Source organism: Dokdonia pacifica (assembly GCF_900188275.1).
GTDB classification, from domain to species: Bacteria; Bacteroidota; Bacteroidia; order Flavobacteriales; family Flavobacteriaceae; genus Dokdonia; species Dokdonia pacifica.
Window position 1 is genome coordinate 1322192 of record NZ_FZNY01000001.1, and the last position, 20209, is coordinate 1342400.

At 34.2% G+C, this 20209-nt stretch carries 21 protein-coding genes; 16 read left to right on the forward strand and 5 right to left on the reverse strand.

Annotation, left to right across the window (positions count from 1 at the left end; all coding sequences use genetic code 11):
* Nucleotides 1-10: 10 nt before the first annotated feature.
* From CHB80_RS05890 to CHB80_RS05940, 11 genes are all read left to right on the forward strand, one after another.
* Complete coding sequence (locus CHB80_RS05890; RefSeq protein WP_089370483.1) at nucleotides 11-628, forward strand: 50S ribosomal protein L25/general stress protein Ctc; 618 nt, start codon at nucleotides 11-13, stop codon at nucleotides 626-628.
* A gap of 156 nt (nucleotides 629-784) precedes the next feature.
* Nucleotides 785-1414 (forward strand): aminoacyl-tRNA hydrolase, encoded by a 630-nt coding sequence (gene pth / locus CHB80_RS05895; protein ID WP_089370484.1) that lies wholly within the window; start codon nucleotides 785-787, stop codon nucleotides 1412-1414.
* A 2-nt stretch (nucleotides 1415-1416) separates the two neighbouring features.
* Complete coding sequence (locus CHB80_RS05900; protein WP_089370485.1) at nucleotides 1417-2352, forward strand: bifunctional riboflavin kinase/FAD synthetase; 936 nt, start codon at nucleotides 1417-1419, stop codon at nucleotides 2350-2352.
* Nucleotides 2353-2369: 17 nt separating this feature from the next.
* Nucleotides 2370-3713 carry an HTTM domain-containing protein gene (locus CHB80_RS05905; RefSeq protein ID WP_089370486.1) on the forward strand — a complete coding sequence of 448 codons (1344 nt, stop codon included), beginning with the start codon at nucleotides 2370-2372 and terminating at the stop codon, nucleotides 3711-3713.
* A gap of 156 nt (nucleotides 3714-3869) precedes the next feature.
* Complete coding sequence (gene serS, locus CHB80_RS05910) at nucleotides 3870-5144, forward strand: serine--tRNA ligase (RefSeq protein ID WP_089370487.1); 1275 nt, start codon at nucleotides 3870-3872, stop codon at nucleotides 5142-5144.
* Nucleotides 5145-5229: 85 nt separating this feature from the next.
* Nucleotides 5230-7023, forward strand: coding sequence for a tetratricopeptide repeat protein (locus tag CHB80_RS05915; protein WP_089370488.1), 1794 nt, complete (start codon nucleotides 5230-5232; stop codon nucleotides 7021-7023).
* 27 nt (nucleotides 7024-7050) lie between these two features.
* Nucleotides 7051-7365, forward strand: a complete 315-nt coding sequence (locus CHB80_RS05920) for a DUF4286 family protein (protein ID WP_089370489.1) — start codon at nucleotides 7051-7053, stop codon at nucleotides 7363-7365.
* Nucleotides 7358-7795: a hypothetical protein gene (locus CHB80_RS05925; RefSeq protein WP_089370490.1), complete on the forward strand. Its 438-nt coding sequence runs from the start codon at nucleotides 7358-7360 to the stop codon at nucleotides 7793-7795. Before CHB80_RS05920 ends, CHB80_RS05925 begins: the two co-directional genes overlap by 8 nt.
* Nucleotides 7779-8645 (forward strand): 16S rRNA (adenine(1518)-N(6)/adenine(1519)-N(6))-dimethyltransferase RsmA, encoded by an 867-nt coding sequence (gene rsmA / locus CHB80_RS05930; RefSeq protein ID WP_089370491.1) that lies wholly within the window; start codon nucleotides 7779-7781, stop codon nucleotides 8643-8645. The genes CHB80_RS05925 and rsmA overlap by 17 nt, the downstream gene beginning before the upstream one ends.
* A gap of 38 nt (nucleotides 8646-8683) precedes the next feature.
* Complete coding sequence (mgtE, locus tag CHB80_RS05935) at nucleotides 8684-10042, forward strand: magnesium transporter (RefSeq protein WP_089370492.1); 1359 nt, start codon at nucleotides 8684-8686, stop codon at nucleotides 10040-10042.
* Entirely contained in the window at nucleotides 10039-10464 is a 426-nt protein-coding gene (locus CHB80_RS05940; protein WP_229746901.1) for an acyl-CoA thioesterase, read from the forward strand. The genes mgtE and CHB80_RS05940 overlap by 4 nt, the downstream gene beginning before the upstream one ends.
* A gap of 12 nt (nucleotides 10465-10476) precedes the next feature.
* Here the strand turns inward: CHB80_RS05940 and CHB80_RS05945 are convergent, their stop codons facing one another.
* Nucleotides 10477-11865: a TlpA family protein disulfide reductase gene (locus CHB80_RS05945; protein ID WP_089370494.1), complete on the reverse strand. Its 1389-nt coding sequence runs from the start codon at nucleotides 11863-11865 to the stop codon at nucleotides 10477-10479.
* A 124-nt stretch (nucleotides 11866-11989) separates the two neighbouring features.
* Between CHB80_RS05945 and CHB80_RS05950 the strand changes: the two genes are divergently transcribed.
* A complete protein-coding gene (locus tag CHB80_RS05950) occupies nucleotides 11990-12376 on the forward strand; it encodes a cupin domain-containing protein (protein WP_089370495.1) in 387 nt (128 codons plus the stop codon).
* A gap of 3 nt (nucleotides 12377-12379) precedes the next feature.
* Here CHB80_RS05950 and CHB80_RS05955 read toward each other — a convergent pair whose 3' ends face one another.
* The 4 genes from CHB80_RS05955 to CHB80_RS05970 form a co-directional block, all read right to left on the reverse strand.
* Entirely contained in the window at nucleotides 12380-13390 is a 1011-nt protein-coding gene (locus CHB80_RS05955; protein ID WP_089370496.1) for a response regulator transcription factor, read from the reverse strand.
* A 19-nt stretch (nucleotides 13391-13409) separates the two neighbouring features.
* Nucleotides 13410-13967, reverse strand: coding sequence for a hypothetical protein (locus CHB80_RS05960; RefSeq protein WP_089370497.1), 558 nt, complete (start codon nucleotides 13965-13967; stop codon nucleotides 13410-13412).
* Between the two features lie 177 nt (nucleotides 13968-14144).
* Nucleotides 14145-15233 (reverse strand): sensor histidine kinase, encoded by a 1089-nt coding sequence (locus CHB80_RS05965; protein ID WP_089370498.1) that lies wholly within the window; start codon nucleotides 15231-15233, stop codon nucleotides 14145-14147.
* The gene (locus CHB80_RS05970) at nucleotides 15230-16036 is read right to left on the reverse strand and encodes a LytR/AlgR family response regulator transcription factor (RefSeq protein WP_089370499.1); all 807 of its coding nucleotides are present in this window, start codon (nucleotides 16034-16036) and stop codon (nucleotides 15230-15232) included. The genes CHB80_RS05965 and CHB80_RS05970 overlap by 4 nt, the downstream gene beginning before the upstream one ends.
* A gap of 240 nt (nucleotides 16037-16276) precedes the next feature.
* Between CHB80_RS05970 and CHB80_RS05975 the strand changes: the two genes are divergently transcribed.
* The 4 genes from CHB80_RS05975 to CHB80_RS05990 all read left to right on the forward strand — a co-directional run bounded on the left by CHB80_RS05975 (nucleotide 16277) and on the right by CHB80_RS05990 (nucleotide 20201).
* Entirely contained in the window at nucleotides 16277-18031 is a 1755-nt protein-coding gene (locus tag CHB80_RS05975; protein WP_089370500.1) for an FG-GAP-like repeat-containing protein, read from the forward strand.
* Between the two features lie 71 nt (nucleotides 18032-18102).
* The gene (locus CHB80_RS05980) at nucleotides 18103-19041 is read left to right on the forward strand and encodes a 2-hydroxyacid dehydrogenase (RefSeq protein ID WP_089370501.1); all 939 of its coding nucleotides are present in this window, start codon (nucleotides 18103-18105) and stop codon (nucleotides 19039-19041) included.
* Between the two features lie 14 nt (nucleotides 19042-19055).
* A complete protein-coding gene (locus CHB80_RS25100) occupies nucleotides 19056-19469 on the forward strand; it encodes a response regulator transcription factor (protein WP_089370502.1) in 414 nt (137 codons plus the stop codon).
* A gap of 237 nt (nucleotides 19470-19706) precedes the next feature.
* A complete protein-coding gene (locus tag CHB80_RS05990; RefSeq protein WP_089370503.1) occupies nucleotides 19707-20201 on the forward strand; it encodes a DUF4199 domain-containing protein in 495 nt (164 codons plus the stop codon).
* The last annotated feature ends 8 nt before the right edge of the window (nucleotides 20202-20209 follow it).

Genomic DNA, 20209 nt, shown 5'->3' on the forward strand with positions numbered 1-20209 from the left:
ATATTTTAAAATGAAGTCAATTTCGATCAAAGGATCTAAAAGAGAAAGCGTGGGCAAGAAAGCTACTAAGGCCTTACGTAATGCTGGACAGGTACCTTGCGTAATCTACGGAGGGGATCAGCCAATGCATTTTAGCGCAGGAGAATTAGCGTTTAAAGGTTTGGTATACACACCAGATGCGCATACTGTAGAGATTGAGCTTGAAGGAGCTACTTACCGTGCAATCCTTCAAGACATCCAATTTCACCCAGTAACAGATCGTATCTTACATATCGATTTCTATCAAATTTTTGATGACAAGGAAGTAACTATGATCATCCCAGTAAAATTTGTAGGAAGTTCAAAAGGTGTACTTAATGGAGGTGTTCTACGTAAGAACAACCGTAAATTAAGAGTAAAAGCATTACCAGATAATCTTCCTGATTTTATCGAGGCAGATATTACAGAGCTTAAGATTGGTAACAAATTATATGTAACTGCACTTGAGAATGATGATTACACGTTCATGCACCCTGATAACACAGTAGTATGTCAAGTAAGAACATCTCGTAACGCTGTTGCAGAGGATGAAGAAGAAGACGAAGATGAGGCAACTGAAGCTGCTCCAGCCGAAGCTGCAGCAGAATAAGTATACTCTTCTAAATAATACTATTAAAAGCGTCCTATATCAGGGCGCTTTTTTTATTGTACGCTTTACAAATACAAGAATAGATTTTTAGTGCACGCGATATTTGTCAAGGCGTGATGCATTTAGTACTTTTATATTTTAAACGAACAGCGTATTATGTTTTCTTTTTTGAATCGCATTTTTAAGAAAAAAGAGAGAAAACTCCCTGCTGAAGATCCTATGAAAAAATTTCTCATTGTAGGTTTGGGTAATATAGGTCCCAAATACACAAATACAAGACATAACATTGGTTTTAAAGTTTTGGACGCTTTCGCGAAAGCTAAAGAAGCCACTTTTGAAACAGAAAAATTAGGCGACATCGTCAAAACCAAAATAAAAGGAAAAACAGTAGTTCTTCTCAAGCCTAGTACCTATATGAATTTAAGTGGAAAAGCAGTGCGATACTGGTTACAACAAGAAAAAATCCCATTAGAAAATCTACTTGTCATCACAGATGATTTAAATCTAGAATTTGGAACCATCAGAGTAAAAACCAAAGGAAGTGACGGTGGACATAATGGTCTAAAAGATATTCAGGCACAACTTAACACAACAAAATACAATAGATTTCGGTTTGGTATAAGTGACCAATTCTCAAAAGGACGTCAGGTAGATTATGTTCTTGGAGAATGGACCCCAGATGAAGATGCGGCACTTCCTGAACGATTAGAAAAAAGTTGTGAGGTAATTACCTCTTTTATAGGAGCAGGAATAGGGAATACGATGAATGCATATAACGGCAAATAAGATTGAAAACACATTCAAGCGCACATACATTTACTAGCGAGAAAGGAACTGTAGTTACTATAGGAACTTTTGATGGTGTTCATATTGGACATAAAAAAATCATCGCTAGACTTACAGAAAGTGCCCAAGTAAATCAGTGGGAATCTGTAGTGCTTACTTTTTTTCCGCATCCTCGTATGTTATTACAAAAAGATGCCGATATAAAATTAATTAATACCATTACAGAACGAGGAGATTTATTAGAAAAACTAGGATTAGATCATCTTGTAGTACACCCATTTACTATTGATTTTTCGAGAATGCATGCCGAAGATTTTGTAGAAGAGATTCTTGTAAATGCCTTACATGCTAAGAAAGTCATTATAGGATATGATCATCGTTTTGGACGTAATCGTACAGCAAATATTGATGATTTAAAACAATTTGGAGCACAATTTGGATTTGAAGTAGAAGAGATTTCTAAACAAGAACTAGAAGATGTAGCGGTGAGTTCTACTAAAATTAGAACTGCTTTACATGAAGGTGATATTGATAAGGCAAATGCCTATTTAGGATATCCTATCATGCTAGAAGGGAATGTGGTTTACGGGAAAAGCCTTGGTAAGAAATTAGGATACCCTACAGCAAATCTTCACATTCAGGAAGACTATAAACTCATTCCTGGGCAAGGAGTGTATGTAGTGCGCTCTTATATAGAAGGAGCTATTGTATATGGAATGATGAACATTGGAACGAATCCTACCGTAGGAGGTGTAGCACAAACGATAGAAACTTATTTCTTTGATTTTGATAGTGATTTGTATGGAAAGCGACTATCTATAGAAATTCTTTGTAAAATACGTAGCGAGCAAAATTTTGAATCTGTAGAGCTACTTATAGAAGCAATGAAAGAAGACGAGATATTTTCGAGGACGTATATCCAATCACTAAAAGTGTAATAGTAAAAAGAACCTATATGAAAGTGAATCAATTTCTTTTTTCACGTATAGATAATAGCCCACTAGTTGTTTTTAGGGTGTTCTTTGGGTTATTAATTATGCTAGAAGCATGGGGAGCGATTGCTACAGGTTGGGTAAAACGCATTTTTGTAGATCCGGAGTTTACATTTAATTTTATTGGGTTTGATTTTTTACAAACCTTTCCGGGTACAGGACCGCAAATGTATGTTTACTTTGTAGTGATGGGTATCTTTGGGCTCATGGTCATGTTAGGCTATCGTTATAGATTAGCCATTATAGGATATGCCATTATGTGGAGTGCCGTATATCTTATGCAAAAATCTGCTTATAACAACCACTATTATTTGTTGATGTTGTTGTTATGGATTATGGCCCTATTTCCAGCACATACGTCTTTTTCACTAGATGCTAAAAGAAACCCTACTATACGAGATGAGAGTATGCCAAGATGGGTGCCTATTCTTATTATAGCACAACTATGGATTGTATATACGTATGCCTCTATTGCAAAGCTATATCCAGATTGGCTTGATGGAACGGCCACTCGCTTGCTGATGTCAGGAAGAAAAGGTACTTGGCTTATAGGAGACATGTTACAATGGTCTTGGGTTCCTTGGGTAGTAGCATATGTAGGAATTCTTTTTGATGGACTTATTATCCCAGCATTGCTTTGGAAAAAAACTCGAAAATGGGCTTTTGGAATTTCTATTTTCTTTCACTTGTTTAATTCTGTCGTATTTCAAATAGGCATCTTCCCATATATGTCTCTGGCATTTACCTTATTTTTCTTTCCTACGGATGTTATACATCGCATATTTGTAAAAAAATGGAAGCTATTTTATCAAAAAACAGATGAGATTCGAGTTCCAAAACTCAGAAACATAGGACTGGTAGTAATTATCACATACTTAATTGTACAAATAGCGTTGCCTTCTAGACATTGGTTAATAGATGATAATGTATTATGGTCTGAAGAAGGGCATCGATTAAGCTGGCGTATGATGTTACGTACAAAGTCAGGAACAAGCCATTTTACAATACTAGATAAAGAGACTAAGAAAAAAGAAAATGTTAATCTTAAAGACTATTTATCAAAGAAGCAAATGCGAAATATCAGGACAAAACCTGACGTAATTTGGCAATTTGCACAACGTCTCAAAAGAGAATATGCTGCTAAAGGTCAAGATATTTCTGTATTTGTAAATTGTCGTGTCCGAATAAATGGAAGAAAATCAGCTAGACTTATAGATCCTAAAGTAGACCTGGCAGCTATTCCATGGGATCCATGGAATCATACAACGTGGTTGTTAGATAGTAAAGATTATTTAGATAAAGAATAGTACCTCTTGTTTTACTATTTGCTTAAATTTGCCATCTTAAATAAAGGACCTCTAGGCAAAGCTCATGAGGCATTTATACGAAACTGAATTTTAATTTCGAGGCTTGCCTCGAAGTAGTAAACCCTTTGGCGGTGCCAATAAAAAGAAGATACTATCATGCTAGAAGTAGCTCAAATTAGAGAACACAAAGATGCTTATGTAAAAGCACTTCAAAAAAGGAATATAGATGCAGCTGGATTATTAGATCAAGTTGTTGCTGCAGATGAAACTCGTCGTTCAACACAATCCCAATTAGATCAAGTATTAGCAGATAGTAACAAGTTTTCAAAAGAGATCGGAATTCTTTTTAAAAATGGAGAAGCTCAAAAAGCAAACCTTCTTAAAGAAAAAGCGACAGGGTTAAGAGAGCAATCTAAGGTATTGCAAGAGCAATTAAATGAAGCAAGTGATGCACTTGAAAAACTATTGTTCACCATCCCCAATATTCCACATGAAAGTGTTCCAGAAGGAAATACAGACGAAGATAATGAAGAAGTATTCCGTAAAGGAGATATTCCTACATTACACGAAGGAGCACAACCACATTGGGAACTAGCAAAGAAATATGATATCATAGATTTTGAACTAGGCGTAAAAATTGCTGAATCTGGATTTCCAGTATATAAAGGGAAAGGTGCGCGTTTACAACGTGCTTTAATCAGTTATTTTTTAGATAAAAATACAGCTGCTGGATATACAGAATATCAAGTGCCTCATTTAGTTAATGAAGCCTCTGGTTTTGGAACTGGGCAATTACCAGATAAAGAAGGGCAAATGTATACGATTCCAGAGAAGAACCCTTTGTTTTTAATTCCAACAGCAGAAGTTCCTGTTACTAACATGTTTAGAGGAGATATGATCGCTGCGAGTGATTTACCTATTACCTGCACAGGATATACTCCATGTTTCCGTCGTGAAGCAGGATCATATGGAGCGCATGTGCGAGGACTCAATAGACTACATCAGTTTGATAAAGTAGAAATTGTACGCGTAGAACATCCAGATAATTCTGCAGCAGCACTTGACGGAATGGTAGATCACGTAAAAACTATCTTAGACGAATTAGAATTACCCTATCGTATTTTGAGACTTTGTGGAGGTGATTTAGGATTTACAGCACATCTTACGTATGATTTTGAAGTCTTCTCTACTGCGCAAGATCGTTGGTTAGAAATTAGTTCTGTATCAAACTTCCAAACCTTCCAAGCAAATCGTTTAAAACTGCGTATTAAAGATAAAGATGGCAAGAAAATGCTAGCCCATACACTTAATGGAAGTGCATTAGCATTACCTCGTGTACTTGCCGGAATTCTTGAAAATTGCCAAACCCCAGAAGGAATTAAAATACCAAAAGTTTTAGTGCCTTACTGCGGATTTGAGATGATTCAATAGAAAATAGTACAAAATATTGTTAAAACTCTCTTCTCCCTTTTAGAGAAGGGGTTTAGGGTTGTGGGCTTTTATGTATATTTAGCATATGAAGAAGAGATGTATATTTGTAATCGTACTTGTTTTTGGGGTATTCGCTTTCGCGAAAGCGCAAACCGAGCAACTTGCACGTAATTACTTTGATCAGGGGCAGTTTGAAAAAGCACGTATTTCTTACCAAAAGGCACTAAAGAAACAGCCTACAAATAACACCGTACTTCTAGGTCTCATTAAAACGCATCAACAATTAGAAGACTATGCTGCGGTTAAAACACTCATAGAAAAACAAGTTGATAATTCACGTTATAAAGGACTCTTGCATGTAGAATTAGGCTATAATTATCAATTACAAGGACAAGACTCTATCGCAAAAGTTGAGTATGAAACTGCAATAGAATTAGTAAGAAATCGCATGACGAGTGCCTATCGTGTAGGCAAAACACTTCAAGACCATAGTCTTTTAGAAGAAGCAGTTAGAGCATATCAAGCAGGTATGGATGCCAACCCTAACAGTAATTTTAATAGACAGCTAGCTCGTATTTATGGAGAGTTAGGGCAACTGGATAAGATGTTTGATAGCTATCTAAATTTAGCTAATGAAAACCAAGCATATGTTGCATCTGCACAGCGTAATTTTGCGATGTTTATTACAGAAGATCCTACCAATGAAGCAAATATTGTTTTTAGAAAAACCTTACTTAAACGTCTTCAAACCGAACAAAATATCATTTATAATGAATTGTTGAGTTGGCTATTTATCCAACAGAAGCAATATAAAAAAGCATTTGTACAAGAAAAGGCAATATTTAAACGTACCGATGGTGATATTACAGGTGTAGTTGATCTTGCGGGTATTACGATAGAGGCAAATGCATTAGATGATGCACAAGATATTCTTGAATATATTAAAGAAGTTGCTATAGATGATGAGACAAAATTAGATGCAGAGCAACAACTTCTAAAAATTGAAATTAAAAAAGCAACTACCAATTCAAAAAGAGAAGAGATACGTAGTCGTTACGAAGTGCTTCTTGATCAATATGGAATCAATAGTTATACGGTACCTCTTCAAATAGATTATGCACATTTCTTAGCTTTTGAAATGAAAACACCTGGTGAAGGAGCTACCTTTTTAAAACAAAGTGTCAAAAAAGAAATCAATCGTTTTGATGAAGCAAGATTAAAAATGGAGCTTGCTGATATCTTAGTGTTACAAGAAAAATTTAACCAAGCTCTTATTTATTATTCTCAAATTCAGAATAAAATTAAGAATAGTGTCATTTCTCAAGAGGCACGTTTTAAAGTAGCAAAAACAAGTTATTATAAAGCAGATTTTAAGTGGGCAGAAACACAGCTAGATGTTTTAAAATCTAGTGCTACACAACTTATTGCCAATGACGCTTTAGAGCTTTTATTGGTTATCCGTGACAATTCTTTGGATGATACATTACAAACAGCATTAAAGAAGTATGCCAGAGCCGATTTGTTAGGCTATCAAAATAAACCAGAATTGGCCATAAAGAAATATAATGAGATTTTAGAACAGCATAAAGGAGAGAGTATTGAAGATGAAGCACTGCTCGCTCAGGCAACGTTGTATGAGCAGAAGTCCGCTTTCGCGAAAGCGGAAAAAAATTACATCACCATTATAGATTTTTATAAAGATGGCATCTTAGCAGATGATGCATATTACAGATTGGCACAACTTTATGAAGGACCATTGCAACAGCCTGAAAAAGCCAAAAATAACTATGAGCGTATTATCTTTGATTTTGCAGATAGCATTTATTATGTAGAAGCGCAAAAACGATTTAGAGCGCTGCGTGGAGACGCAATTAATTAAGCTGTTCTTTTAAACATACAGTTAGTTATGATCATATACAATGTCACTATAAATATTGAAACTGCGATAGAGCAAGAATGGCTTATCTGGATGAAAGAAGAACATATTCCAGATATGTTAGCCACAGGAAGGTTTACAAAAGCACTAATGACTAAAGTTCTTGTTGAAGAGGAGATGGGCGGTATTACATATTCTATACAATATACCTGTTCAAGTGCTTCTCAGTTACAGGCATATTATGATCAAGATGCAGAGCGGTTACGATCAAAAAGTAGTCGTTTTACAGGGAAATTTGTGGCTTTTAGAACTGAACTTGATGTTATCTCAGAACAACATGTATAAAGAGTATACTATAAATATATCACTTTGGTATCTCGTCAAACTTCTGTTTGTAGGGATAAGAGATTTTTTTAAGTTGATCGCTTACATCTGCTTCATTCTTTTACCTGATTTATTGGTGAATTGGTGGGTAGAAGGTGCTATTCTTTCTGAATACATAGAAGATTATAAAGCAGATATAAAAGACGCTCATTTAAGAAGGAGATGGGGAACTTTTGTGGTAGGAATTTCAGAGAATGAAATTTTTACGAATGAGGGTGATTTTCAGATACATGATATCACTTCTTATCACCCTTCTTTAGGCAATAGTGAACCATATGTAATACTTACAAATGGAAGCAGAATTGTTATAGAAACTTCATGGCTTAAAAAAACAGAACGGTTAAAAGTAGATACTGCTTTACAAAAACTTATTAATGGGAAAAGGACATAAATCAAAACGCACTTTTGAAAAGTCACACAAAAAATCTACAAACCGAGATAGAGGGATTGTTGCAAAAAAACATCTAGGACAACATTTTTTAGGAGATGAAGAAGTAGCAGAACGTATAGGAAATACACTTACACTAGATGGATATTCAAATGTATTAGAGATAGGTCCGGGAACGGGAGTACTCACCAAATATATTCTTAGTAAACCTGTGCAATTGATTGTTATGGATCTGGATACAGAATCTATAGGGTATCTAAATAGTTCTTTTAAATTGGAACAAAAAGTAAGTAGTCCAGATAAATTTCAAGTGCTGGAGGCTGATTTTTTAAAGTATCCATTAGAGACGTTATTTCCAGAGAAGCCTTTTGCAATCACAGGTAATTTTCCATACAATATATCTACTCAGATTGTATTTAAAATGCTAGAGCATAAAGAACGTATTCCTGAATTTACAGGCATGTTCCAAAAAGAAGTAGCACAGCGTATTTGTGCTCCTCATGGGAATAAGACCTATGGGATTTTATCGGTGCTTGCGCAAGCATTTTATGAGGCAGAGTATCTTTTTACGGTACCTCCCACGGTTTTTATTCCTCCGCCAAAAGTAGATAGCGGTGTTCTTCGACTACGTCGTAAAGAAAATTATAAAGACATAGGTTGTGATGAGAAACAATTGTTTAAAGTGGTGAAAATGGCATTTCAACAGCGACGTAAAACGTTACGAAATAGCTTAAAAGGAATGTCGCTAAGTGACCGCTTTCGCGAAAGCGAAATTCTAAATAAACGCCCCGAGCAATTGTCTGTTCAAGATTTTATAACATTGACTAGTGATATTACATCGGATTTAGAATAGGGTTTCCCTATATTTGTGGCTGCCTAAACCGAAAAGGTATGTCATTTGAAATTACAGACATATTATTAGAAGAGATAAAAGTTCATATACGCAATGAAGATGATAAGATCTTGCTTGAACTTTTTGAAGATGTGCATCACGCCGATGTCGCAGAGATTCTTGATGAAGTAAATTGGGATGAAGCGCTTTATTTATTACGATTACTAGATAGTGAGACTACTTCTGAGGCACTTATGGAACTGGATGATGATGTTCGTGAGCGTTTATTAGATAGTCTTACCCCAAAAGAAATTGCTGAGGAGATTGAAGAAATGGATACGGATGATGCGGTAGATGCTATTGCAGAGTTAGATTCAGCTATTCAAGAGGCAGTTATTGAGCAAATTGAAGATGAAGAGCACAAGGCCGATATCCGTGAGATGTTGCAGTATGATGAAGATTCTGCAGGTGGTCTTATGGCAAAAGAGCTTATTAGAGTAAAAGAAACCTGGACAGTTGCAGGTTGTGTGCGAGAAATGCGTCGTCAGGCAGAAGAAGTAACACGAGTACATTCTATTTATGTAGTGACTAAAGAAGATGTTCTTATAGGAAGATTGTCTCTTAAAGATCTATTAACTTCTGATACAAAGACTAAAATTTCTGAAATATATATTCCAAAAGTAGATTCAGTTCACGTAAATGATGACGGGGAAGATGTTGCTAAGTTGATGCAGAAATATGACTTAGAAGCTATTCCAGTAGTAGATGATGAAAAAAAACTTTTAGGACGTATTACGATAGATGATATTGTAGATTTTATACGTGACGAGGCAAAGGAAGATTATCAGCTGGCGGCAGGTATTACACAGGAAGTAGAGGCAGATGATAGTATTATTGAGCTCACACGTGCACGTTTACCATGGTTGTTTTTAGGATTGATAGGAGGAGTAGGAGCGGCTACTATTATGGGTGGTTTTGAAGATATTTTAGAAGATTATGCGTTGCTTTTTTTCTATACGCCACTTATAGCTGCAATGGCTGGAAATGTAGGGGTGCAATCTAGTGCTATTATTGTACAAGGATTGGCAAATGATGATGTAAAAGGGAGTATAAGTAATCGTTTATTAAAAGAGATGGCACTTGCTGCTCTTAATGGATTATTATTAGGATTAGCTCTTTTTGCTTTTACAGCGCTTTGGTATCGTAATGAACCAGATAGTTTACATACTGCGCTGGCTATTTCTATTTCTCTTTTTGCTGTTATTATTATGGCAGGAATTATAGGTACTTTTATTCCATTATTTTTGAATAAAAGAGGGATTGATCCAGCAATTGCAACAGGTCCTTTTATTACAACAAGTAATGATATTTTTGGTATTTTGATTTACTTCTGGATCGCCAAACTCATCTTATTTTGAAGCCACAGACATTTGAATATGAACTTACAGTACCTTCATCTGCCATAGATGTGATGGGACATGTGAATAATGTAGTGTATTTGGATTGGGTACAAATGGCAGCCTCAAAACACTGGAATCACGCAACTGCATCTTATTTTAAAGATGAAGATCTTACCGAAGAGCGTATAGGAATCAAAAAAATGGCTTGGGTAGTACTAGATCATCATATTAGTTATAAAGCAGAAGCACTAGAAGGTGATGTTTTAATCGTAACTACTTTTGTAGAAAAAATGACGGGAGTTCGCTCAGAACGCCATACAAGAATCACTCGAAAAAACGATCAAAAACTATTAGTTACAGCAGTTACAAATTGGTGTTTACTTAAAATGCCAGAAGGAAAACCCATGCGCATCCCAGAGGAACTACGCATTTTATTCTAATTATTTCTTTTGTTATTTTAAATCTAAAGCATCAAGCTTTGATTTGATATTGGCATCAGAAGGTCTAGTGGCATCGGCACTTACAATATTACCTTCTGGATCTATAATGATAAATCTCGGAATTGCATTAATAGCATAGTCTTGAATAAACTCAGAGCTAAAAGCATTTTCAGAGATAAGTTGTGTGCCTCCTAGTTCTTTATTGGCAACCATAGTGCGCCACTTTGAATAATCATTTTTTTCATCTACAGAAATGCTTACAAATTCTATATTCTTACCTTCATAGGTATGTTCTAATTCTTTTAAATAAGGAATCTCTCCAATACAAGGACCGCACCAGGTAGCCCATACATCTATATATACATATTTACCTTTAAGATCTTGTAATGCTGTTTCTCCTCCTTTAAAATTTTCATAGTCAAAAGTAGGTGATGGCTGTCCTTTTACAAGTTTTTTAATCTTGTCATAACGTGCTGTAATGGCTTCTTTTAGTTTCTCATCTGAGGCTAGTGCTAATAACCTGTCTTTCATAATGTGTACATCACTTTCACCAGGGCTAAAAGCAAATAGCATGCTATTTAGTATGTGATTTTTAATAGTAGGGCTTTTATAATTTTCAAGTTCATTAACAATCCCTTCTAAGAAAGGAGCGACAGTATCTTTTTTTGCTTCTAGTGTATTTATAAGATCGTTTGTAACGATTTCTAAATACATACTATTATATTGTTTTGCGTCTGTATCGTTATCTTTATTTAGTGCGATTACATCCTCTAAAAACCCTTCAGGAATCATGGAGTCATCTCCATTTGCTAAATACTTTTGATGACTAGCATATCTCATCTTTAGATTCATTTGGAAGAGTGTCAATGCCTTTGATTCTATTTTTTTGAATGCTTCTGGAAAGACACTAGAATCGAGTGCTTTCATTTGACGTTCTTTTAAACTATTGATATCACTTATGAAAGTCTCAGGTTCTTGACCGAAAAATAATTCATAATCCTGCATCAAACTTACTTGACTTTCACTTTTAGTCATAATATATTGCTGTATTGCAGCGCTTTCCCCTGTAAAAACAGTTGGGCTATCTTGTGAGGCAATATCTGTAGTGAATGTAAGTTCATCTCCTTGAGATAAAAACATATCAATAGTACTATAACCAGCTCTTAATTTTACATATCCGTTTTGAGATAGATGTAATGTATCTGTAAAAGTTCCATCTGGATTAACAGTGATAGGGCCATTAACAGCAGGATTATCAAATAAGAACACTTTTAAGTCTCCAAGGTTTTTAATATTGCCGTGTAAAATGGCATAATCAATGACTTCTTCTTTCTCTTTTTTCTCACAAGATGTGATGCATAACATACATAGTGCTACTATCAATACAATGTTTGTTTTCATAGGATTTATGATAAATGTATAATGTAGTTCAATTTATATATTTTAAAAGAAATTATAGATGTTAGCTAGTATATTTTATTGTTAAATATCAATATCTTAGTACTTAAAAACAGAATGTATTGTTATGAAACCTATTAATATAAAAGAAAAATATACCAAATTTGATACCCAATGGCATCCCCATCAAATTGCTTTGGTGGATGATATGCAAGTGATTTTGGCTAAAATTTCAGGAGAGTTTGTATGGCACAGTCATAAAAACGAAGATGAGTTATTTTATGTACAAAGGGGTACATTATATATGCGCTTTCGCGAAAGCGGAAACCTAGAGAACGAATGGTCTGAAACTGTGCATGAGGGAGAAATCATAGTGGTGCCTAAAGGTGTTGAGCATTGCCCGACTACAAAGGACGGCGAAGAAGTACATTTATTGCTTTTTGAAAAACAAAACACGGCTCATACTGGAGATGTTCAGCATGAAAAAACACAAACGGAATACCCTAAAATATAAGGGCTAAAAATCCATTGCTTCTTTACGGGACTTTATTTGAAGCTTACTGTATATATTACTTACGTGAGATTTTACAGTGCTTACACCTATGTTATGTTGTTCTGATATTTCTTTGTTGGAGTGACCTGCTTTTATGAGATCAAATATTTTTCGTTCTTGAACACTGAGCGCTTTCAATTTTTTTGAAGATCGAGTGCCGGTTTTTGCATACCATTTATTTAAAAATACACCCGTAAACAAAAAGATGATCCCTAAAATAAGATATATCCAGAAAGAAGATAACTCTTTTTGAAGTACGAGTTCTTTGCGTAACATAGAAAAATAAGAAGATTTTTCTTTTTCCCATTTTTTGAAATATTCAGTATAAAATTCTGGATGTTCTATGGCATGACTTCTATAGTCACTTTTGTAGAGTGCATATAGAGAGGGTAAGGGCTCGGATAGCGTATCTGCTATATTGCGTAATTTTTCATGTACACCTGTAGCAATGAATTCTCTTTTTAGTTGAGAGCCCATATTTTGCGTACTATCTACATAACTCGCTATAAGATCAACTTGCTTTAACCAACCAGTAGCAGAAGAGTTTGAAACAGATACTTTACTAAAAGGGAATTGTTGAGAATATCCTTGTAATGAGACGCCTTTGGTTTTGCTAGCAATTACAAAAAAGTGATTTTCTTCGGGGCCGCCAATAATTAGAGAGGCTATAGGAGCTCCCTTTTTTGAAAAATGAATTCGATATACCTGCTCTTCTTCTGGGAAGTAATTGGTTGGAAATTCAAAATAACCTTTTGAGTTAATGATGGTTTCTGCAATGATCATGTCTTTTGATATAGTATACATATCATTAAATGATCGAATATGAGAAAGGTATGCTTTGGATTCCCAAAGTGTAGAATCCAAAACAAACGTTCCTTTTATCGCGATAGTTTCTTGTGTGTTTTGAGCAATAACACCTATAGATGTAAAACAAGAACTATATAGAGATATTAAAAATATAAGAGCTGATTTCATAAAGTGATGCGGCTACTTATTATCTGACATTGGTTTTTATCAAAATATCTGCGGTTACTTTTTTTGCTACAAACGTGAGAATCCAGGATCCTTCCATTGGACTTGGAAATCGCTTGTTTATAACACCACCTACGGTTTCTGACCAACCTGACTTATCATTACTTCCAATTACTGAGAAATTTCCCCTTTTAGTTCCTTTAGGGTCATAAATTTCAACATTAAGAATTCCTGAGTTTAAATTACAATTTACAGAAACTAGAAACTCTAAAGAACCTTTATTAACTTCTATAGGAATTGTTTTTGATCCTGAATTATCAGAGAGCCTTATAGATCGGGTTAATGTGAAATCGGTTTCTTCAGATCGAGAAAATCCAGTTGCGATAACACGATTTGTAGTTATAGGAAGACTGTCTATGGTATGATTTGTTTTAAACTTAAAGGAGTTTTTTAGTGTGACTGCTGGTGCTTCAAAATAGAATGTGTCAACCTTTGTAGGTTTCACTTTTTGACCAAAAGATTGCTGACCAATACTAAAACAAATGATAAGGATTAATAACTGTACGAACGTTTTTTTCATGATGAGAATATTTAAAAATTTGTATGATACAAATCTATAAGTAAGTATCTCCAAATACAGAAAATAAAGGTTTGAAAAAGGTACTAAAAAAGGTTTAAAAAAGCCTGCATATTCTTATCTATAAGGGTTCAACCTATTTTATGTTGTTTTAATGAGTGTATATAAGGCTATTGTAGTTTATGCTATTAGCATGGGGATTTTTATAGAAGTGTATACGCCTTTAGGTTGTTGATTTTCAAATTGGAAATTAAAATTATCTTGGTATAAGGTATCAAGACGAGCCAGAATATTTGTTAAACCAGTGCCGTATGTTATTTGAGAATTTTTTAAAGGAGCTCCATTATTGGCAATAGTTATAAATAGATAATTTTCTTCCCGATAGATGTGAACATCTATGTTTAAAAAATCATGCGAATAGGAATAACCATGTTTAATGGCATTTTCTACAATAGGTTGCAATAATAACGGAGGCAGAAGACAGTCTTCAATTTCTGTTGTGTATTGAATATCATATTCTAGCTTTTCCTGATATCTTATTTTTTCTAATGAAAGATATTTACGAAGTAATGTCAACTCTTGTTTGAGGGTAATAAATTTTGTGTCTTTTAAACTAAGAGTTTGTCGTAGCATATCACTTAAATCTGCAATAGCATCTTGTGACTTTTCAGGATGGATATCTACCAATGAAGAGATGTCATTAAGCGCATTAAACAAAAAATGAGGTTGTAGTTGAGATTGTAGTGTGCTCATTTTAGCATCAGATAATTGTGTTTTTAAGATAGACTCTTGAATTTTATAATCTTTCTGTTTTTTAAAAAAATTATATGCATATACAATAGCAATTACAGAGAAGTATAAGAAGAAGTTATAATCAGTTCCTAGAATAGCTCTTGTATAAATATAGTTCCAAGAGATGGCATCTTGAGTACCTAAAAACCAATTAGAAAGTAAGATTTGTGAGTATATAGAATAAAAAGTAAGTCCTACAGCAAAAATTGCATGAATACATAGTCCTATCCAATTTTTTGCTCCTTTGGCATATATATATTGTACGGTATAAATACCAGCCATAATAAATACAAATTTTGAGATATAACGCATCAATAAGTTTGCAAATAAACCACTCCAGCTATAACTTGAATATGCAACGCCTATCCCTTTTGCAATAAAACCCCCTATTCCAGAAATTAAAAAAGCAACTACAAAAAATAGTAAAATATACTTAAGTAGTGTTGTATCTATCTTATGTTTAGAATGGATGTTCATTTAATTCCCATATGATTTAAAAAATCAGATTTATATTTTTTGGAGAGAGCATAAGAAGTTTTGTCTTTCATTACAATACTATAATCTCCAGCACCTTCACTTATAACTTCCTGGATATGTTTTTTGTGTATAATAACGGATCTATTGACTCTAAAATAGTGCGCAGGATCTAGTTTTGATAGTAAATCTGTCATAGAGATTCTATGTACATGTCGTTCATTTGTTTCTGTAAATATTTCTACATAATATCCAGAAGAGGTTATATATTTTATATCAGATACTTTTAAGAAGTAATACTTCTTTTTTGATTTTAAGACAAGTGTTTCTATGTAGGAAGTATTTTCAATAATAGGATATCCTTCAAGATGCGGAATAGATGCTACAAGTTTTGAAATCTTGTTTTGAAAAATATGCTGTTGCGATAATTGTAACTGCTTTAGACCTCTATCAAATGCTTCATAAAAACGATCTTTTTTATAAGGTTTTAGTAAAAAATCAATGGCTTGTACTTCAAAAGCTTTTACTGCAAATGCATCAAAAGCAGTAACAAAAATGATGATGGGTATTTTATCTTTTGGTAGTTGCTGAAGTACTTCAAAACCGCTCATGTCAGTCATTTTAATATCTAAAAAAACAAGGTCTATTTTATATGTTTCTATAACGTGAAGTGCTTCTTTACCACTTGAGGCTTCTATAATTGTGCAATCTATAGTACTTTCTGTTATAAACTTCCTAACACGTTTACGAGCCAAAGATTCATCATCTGCAATTAATATATGTATGTGTTCTGATTCTTGGTACATGAAAGAATATTAAGTAAGCAATTAAAGATACTATGTTTTAAGGAACATATATTTTGATATAAAAGATAGTATTTTATGATATATACCCTTTAAAAACTGATATAAAGATGTTTTGTTTTCGCGATAAGCGTCTTAATTAAAGGAGATTAACTTCATATCATAAAGTATAGTATTCATATCTTTTTTAATCCAGCATTGATACGTTTATGCAATATTTATAGCTCAATTTTAAAACATATTATGATGAGACTATATTACCAATTGTTATTAAGTACTTTCATATGTACAAGTATTTCTATACAAGCACAATCTTTTGAAGAAGTTTCTGTGCCAGGACTTACAAATGTTCCTACAGCCTCGAGAAGTGCTAACTTTATTGATGTAAATGGAGACGGATGGGATGATATATTTATATCAAATGGCCCTTTTTCTGGACAAAATAACATGTTGTTCTTAAATGATCAAGACAATACATTTACAGCTGTTTCAGGAGAAGCGATTGTATTAGATAATGATCGAAGTGATGGCGCTAGTTTTGCAGATGCAGATAATGATGGAGACCTAGATGCCTTTGTTGTTACATTTGGCGCTAATGGGCAAGGGAAGAAAAATTATTTCTATCGCAATAATGGAGATGGATCATTTACATACGAGCCTACCATTGCAATGGGAATACCACTTACCTATTCAGAAATGGCAAACTGGATAGATGTTAATAATGATCAAAACTTAGACTTGTATTTTACCAATAGCGTTGGGAACTTAAGAAATCTCTATTTTGAAAACCAAGGAGATATGTCTTTTGAAAGTGTTACTAATCTAGCTATTACAGGTGAGGTGCGTGCATCAAGATCTATAGACTGGGTAGATTATGATCAGGATGGCGACAATGATTTATTTGTGACCAATGAAGAAAATAGCAGAAATGCTTTATATCGAAATGATGGCCCCAATACATTTACACAAATCTTTAATCTTGTTATCGTAGACCAAACAAGAAACTCTGCAGGAAGCTCTTGGGGTGATATTGATAATGATGGCGATTTTGACCTATTTGTAGCAAATTATGGGAGTAGCGGACAAGCAAATCAGTTGTTTATTAATAATAACGGTTCTTTTGTAGAAGATACCAGCTCAATAATCGCTACACCTTTAACAAACTCGTTCGGATCTTCTTTTGGTGATATAGATAATGATGGTGATCTGGACCTATTAGTGTGTAATTCATTCTTAGCAGGGCAGAATACAAACTTTGTGTATATCAATGACGGAGCAGGGAATTTTAGCTTAGATACAACGAGTAGTTTGGCAAATCATCAAGGCTGGACTTTTGGCACTGCTTTTGGAGATTTTGATAATGATGGTTGGTTGGACGTCATACTTGCCAATACCATAAATGAAAGTGAAACCAATTCTCTTTTTAGAAATACTGGCTCAGGAAATAACTGGATTAAAATCAATTTAGAAGGAACAGATTCAAATACAAGCGCCGTAGGAGCAGAAGTATTTTTAACAAGCACTATAAACGGGCAAGAAGTAACACAAACTCGTCATATCGCTGCGGCAAGCGGGTATTGTAGTCAGAACTCGTATAGTGTTCATTTTGGATTAGGAAACAGTACGATCATAGATGAGATACGCATTGAGTGGCCTTCAGGTCTTTCAGAGTCTTATGTAGATGTGTCTGTAAATGAAATCTATAGTTATTTAGAAGGCGCTACTTTTAGTGTAAATGAAACAAATAGCATACAACCCCTTATTTACCCTAATCCGGTAAAAGATCTGTTACATATTGTAGGTTTAGAATCTCTAGAAACATCACAAAACCTAAGCATACAAATATATACGACAGAAGGAAAATTAGTTCAGGAAGAAATGCACTCTAAAGGGATTCAAACACCCATACGTGTTTCAAAATTGGCATCGGGCACTTATATCTATACCATCGTAAGCGATGATAAACAAATGTATTCTGGCAGATTTATAAAGCAATAAAACAATAGCTATACTACAAACGATTATCTGGAAAAACCAATGCGTATCTTTGATGTAAATTACATTCAACGATGCGCATTCTTCATCTCGACCAAAATCATCCACTATTACTAGAGCAATTAGCACTTGCGGGACATCATAATGACGAAAATTATACCATTTCAAAAGAAGCAACAGAAAAGATCATTTCGAAATATGACGGTATTGTCATACGAAGCAGATTTAAAATTGACAAACAATTTATAGATGCTGCATCACAATTAAAATTTATTGCACGCGTAGGAGCTGGTTTAGAAAGTATCGATATTCCATATGCAGAAGGTAAAGGTATTTACCTGATAAGTGCTCCAGAAGGAAACCGCAATGCAGTAGGAGAACACGCATTAGGAATGATCCTTTCACTCTTTAATAAATTAAATCGTGCAGATGCTGAGGTGAAAGCAGGACATTGGAATCGAGAATCCAATCGCGGCTTAGAACTAGAAGGAAAAACGATTGGAATTATTGGATATGGAAATATGGGAAAAGCTTTTGCAAAAAAACTAAAAGGCTTTGACTGCGAAGTGCTATGTTATGATATCTTAGATCAAGTAGGAGATGACAACGCACGTCAAGTATCCCTTCAAGAACTTCAAGAGAAGACAGATGTATTGAGTTTACACACCCCTTGGACGCCTCAAACAGACAAGATGGTTGATGATAATTTTATAAACGCTTTCGCGAAAGCGTTCTATCTCATAAACACGGCGAGAGGGAAAAGTGTGGTCACATCTGCACTGGTCACTGCTTTAAAAAGTGGAAAAATAAAAGGAGCAGGACTCGATGTATTAGAATATGAAAAACTATCTTTTGAAAACCTCTTTACTTCAAAAGAAGAAATGCCAGATCCATTAAAATACCTTATTACAGCACAAAATGTATTACTAACTCCTCACATTGCTGGATGGACTATAGAAAGCAAGCGTAAATTGGCACAAACCATTGTAGACAAAATTCTCGCTAGCTTTTAGTATTTTTAAGACAGATGAAGAAGACGGTTTTAATATTTGGGATGCTAGCTTTAGCCATTTTGGCATTACTACAGTTGAGTCAATATAGTTTGCTGTCTGGAGATTTGAAAATAGAATTTGTCATAAGCGGTATTGCTATCGTGTTCTTTGTTATAGGGGTGTTTATTCAGAAGAAATTTAGAAAAGAAGAAGCTCCCTTTGTAGAAGTTGATCAAAAACAAATTGAAACCATAGGATTAAGCAAAAGAGAATATGAGGTGTTAGTTGAAATGGCTTCTGGTTATAGCAATAAAGAAATTGCCGATCGCCTTTTTGTGTCAGAAAGTACCATCAAAACACATGTCTCGAGTGTTCTTTTAAAATTAAATGCAAAAAGACGTACACAAGCTATCCAAAAAGCAAAAGAGCTACAGATCTTACCATTTTAAAGCGATTCCTACCAAAGTAGGAGGTATTTAGTACTTTAGTATGAGACTGTTTTTTTAGAGTTCAGGTACTTTTGATCCAACAATTCTAAACTAATAAATTATGAAATGAGCATAAGCAAAATTAATTTTTTGCTTGTCTTCCGAAATAATTAAATTTTTTATGCGAAAGCGTAGCGGTTGATCTAAGCATTAAATTTTTGTTTAGTTTATTTCATAATAAATAAAAATTTTAAGGAGATGAAAAAAGTAGTTTTTAAATATGTAGCATATGCTATGATTACTGGGATGATAGCGTTTGGCTTTTCGTTGTTCTTAGGCGCTTCAGAAGTATTAGGATACACGGCAATTTTTGTAGCCCTATCTTTTGTGTTTTTTGGAATCAAATATTTTAGAGATACCGAAAATGATGGAAAGATAAGTTTTACAAAGGCTTTTATAGTGGGAATATGTATCGCATTATTTACAGCACTAGGTATTGCTATTGTAGATGCATTATATGTTACTGTTATTGATCCTGATTTTTATCAAAACTATGGAGAAGCTGCTGTGATAGCAGCTAAAGAAACTGGAGATGTAGTAAAAATTACGGATGCAGAAACGCAGTTAAAAGAATTTAGCGCAATGTCAATAACACAACTAGGCCTTTTTTCAGGAGGTTTTATGTTTGCTCTCGTTGGAGTAATAGGACTCATTATCACGATTATTTCAGGATTGATATTACAGAAAAAGTAAATAGTTTA

Coding starts and splice junctions, on each gene's coding strand:
- CHB80_RS05890 (WP_089370483.1), top strand. CDS start 11: ATGAAGTCAATTTCGATCAAAGGATCTAAAAGAGAAAGCGTGGGCAAG.
- pth (WP_089370484.1), top strand. CDS start 785: ATGTTTTCTTTTTTGAATCGCATTTTTAAGAAAAAAGAGAGAAAACTC.
- CHB80_RS05905 (WP_089370486.1), top strand. CDS start 2,370: ATGAAAGTGAATCAATTTCTTTTTTCACGTATAGATAATAGCCCACTA.
- serS (WP_089370487.1), top strand. CDS start 3,870: ATGCTAGAAGTAGCTCAAATTAGAGAACACAAAGATGCTTATGTAAAA.
- CHB80_RS05915 (WP_089370488.1), top strand. CDS start 5,230: ATGAAGAAGAGATGTATATTTGTAATCGTACTTGTTTTTGGGGTATTC.
- CHB80_RS05920 (WP_089370489.1), top strand. CDS start 7,051: ATGATCATATACAATGTCACTATAAATATTGAAACTGCGATAGAGCAA.
- CHB80_RS05925 (WP_089370490.1), top strand. CDS start 7,358: ATGTATAAAGAGTATACTATAAATATATCACTTTGGTATCTCGTCAAA.
- rsmA (WP_089370491.1), top strand. CDS start 7,779: ATGGGAAAAGGACATAAATCAAAACGCACTTTTGAAAAGTCACACAAA.
- mgtE (WP_089370492.1), top strand. CDS start 8,684: ATGTCATTTGAAATTACAGACATATTATTAGAAGAGATAAAAGTTCAT.
- CHB80_RS05945 (WP_089370494.1), bottom strand. CDS start 11,865: ATGAAAACAAACATTGTATTGATAGTAGCACTATGTATGTTATGCATC.
- CHB80_RS05950 (WP_089370495.1), top strand. CDS start 11,990: ATGAAACCTATTAATATAAAAGAAAAATATACCAAATTTGATACCCAA.
- CHB80_RS05955 (WP_089370496.1), bottom strand. CDS start 13,390: ATGAAATCAGCTCTTATATTTTTAATATCTCTATATAGTTCTTGTTTT.
- CHB80_RS05960 (WP_089370497.1), bottom strand. CDS start 13,967: ATGAAAAAAACGTTCGTACAGTTATTAATCCTTATCATTTGTTTTAGT.
- CHB80_RS05965 (WP_089370498.1), bottom strand. CDS start 15,233: ATGAACATCCATTCTAAACATAAGATAGATACAACACTACTTAAGTAT.
- CHB80_RS05970 (WP_089370499.1), bottom strand. CDS start 16,036: ATGTACCAAGAATCAGAACACATACATATATTAATTGCAGATGATGAA.
- CHB80_RS05975 (WP_089370500.1), top strand. CDS start 16,277: ATGATGAGACTATATTACCAATTGTTATTAAGTACTTTCATATGTACA.
- CHB80_RS05980 (WP_089370501.1), top strand. CDS start 18,103: ATGCGCATTCTTCATCTCGACCAAAATCATCCACTATTACTAGAGCAA.
- CHB80_RS25100 (WP_089370502.1), top strand. CDS start 19,056: ATGAAGAAGACGGTTTTAATATTTGGGATGCTAGCTTTAGCCATTTTG.
- CHB80_RS05990 (WP_089370503.1), top strand. CDS start 19,707: ATGAAAAAAGTAGTTTTTAAATATGTAGCATATGCTATGATTACTGGG.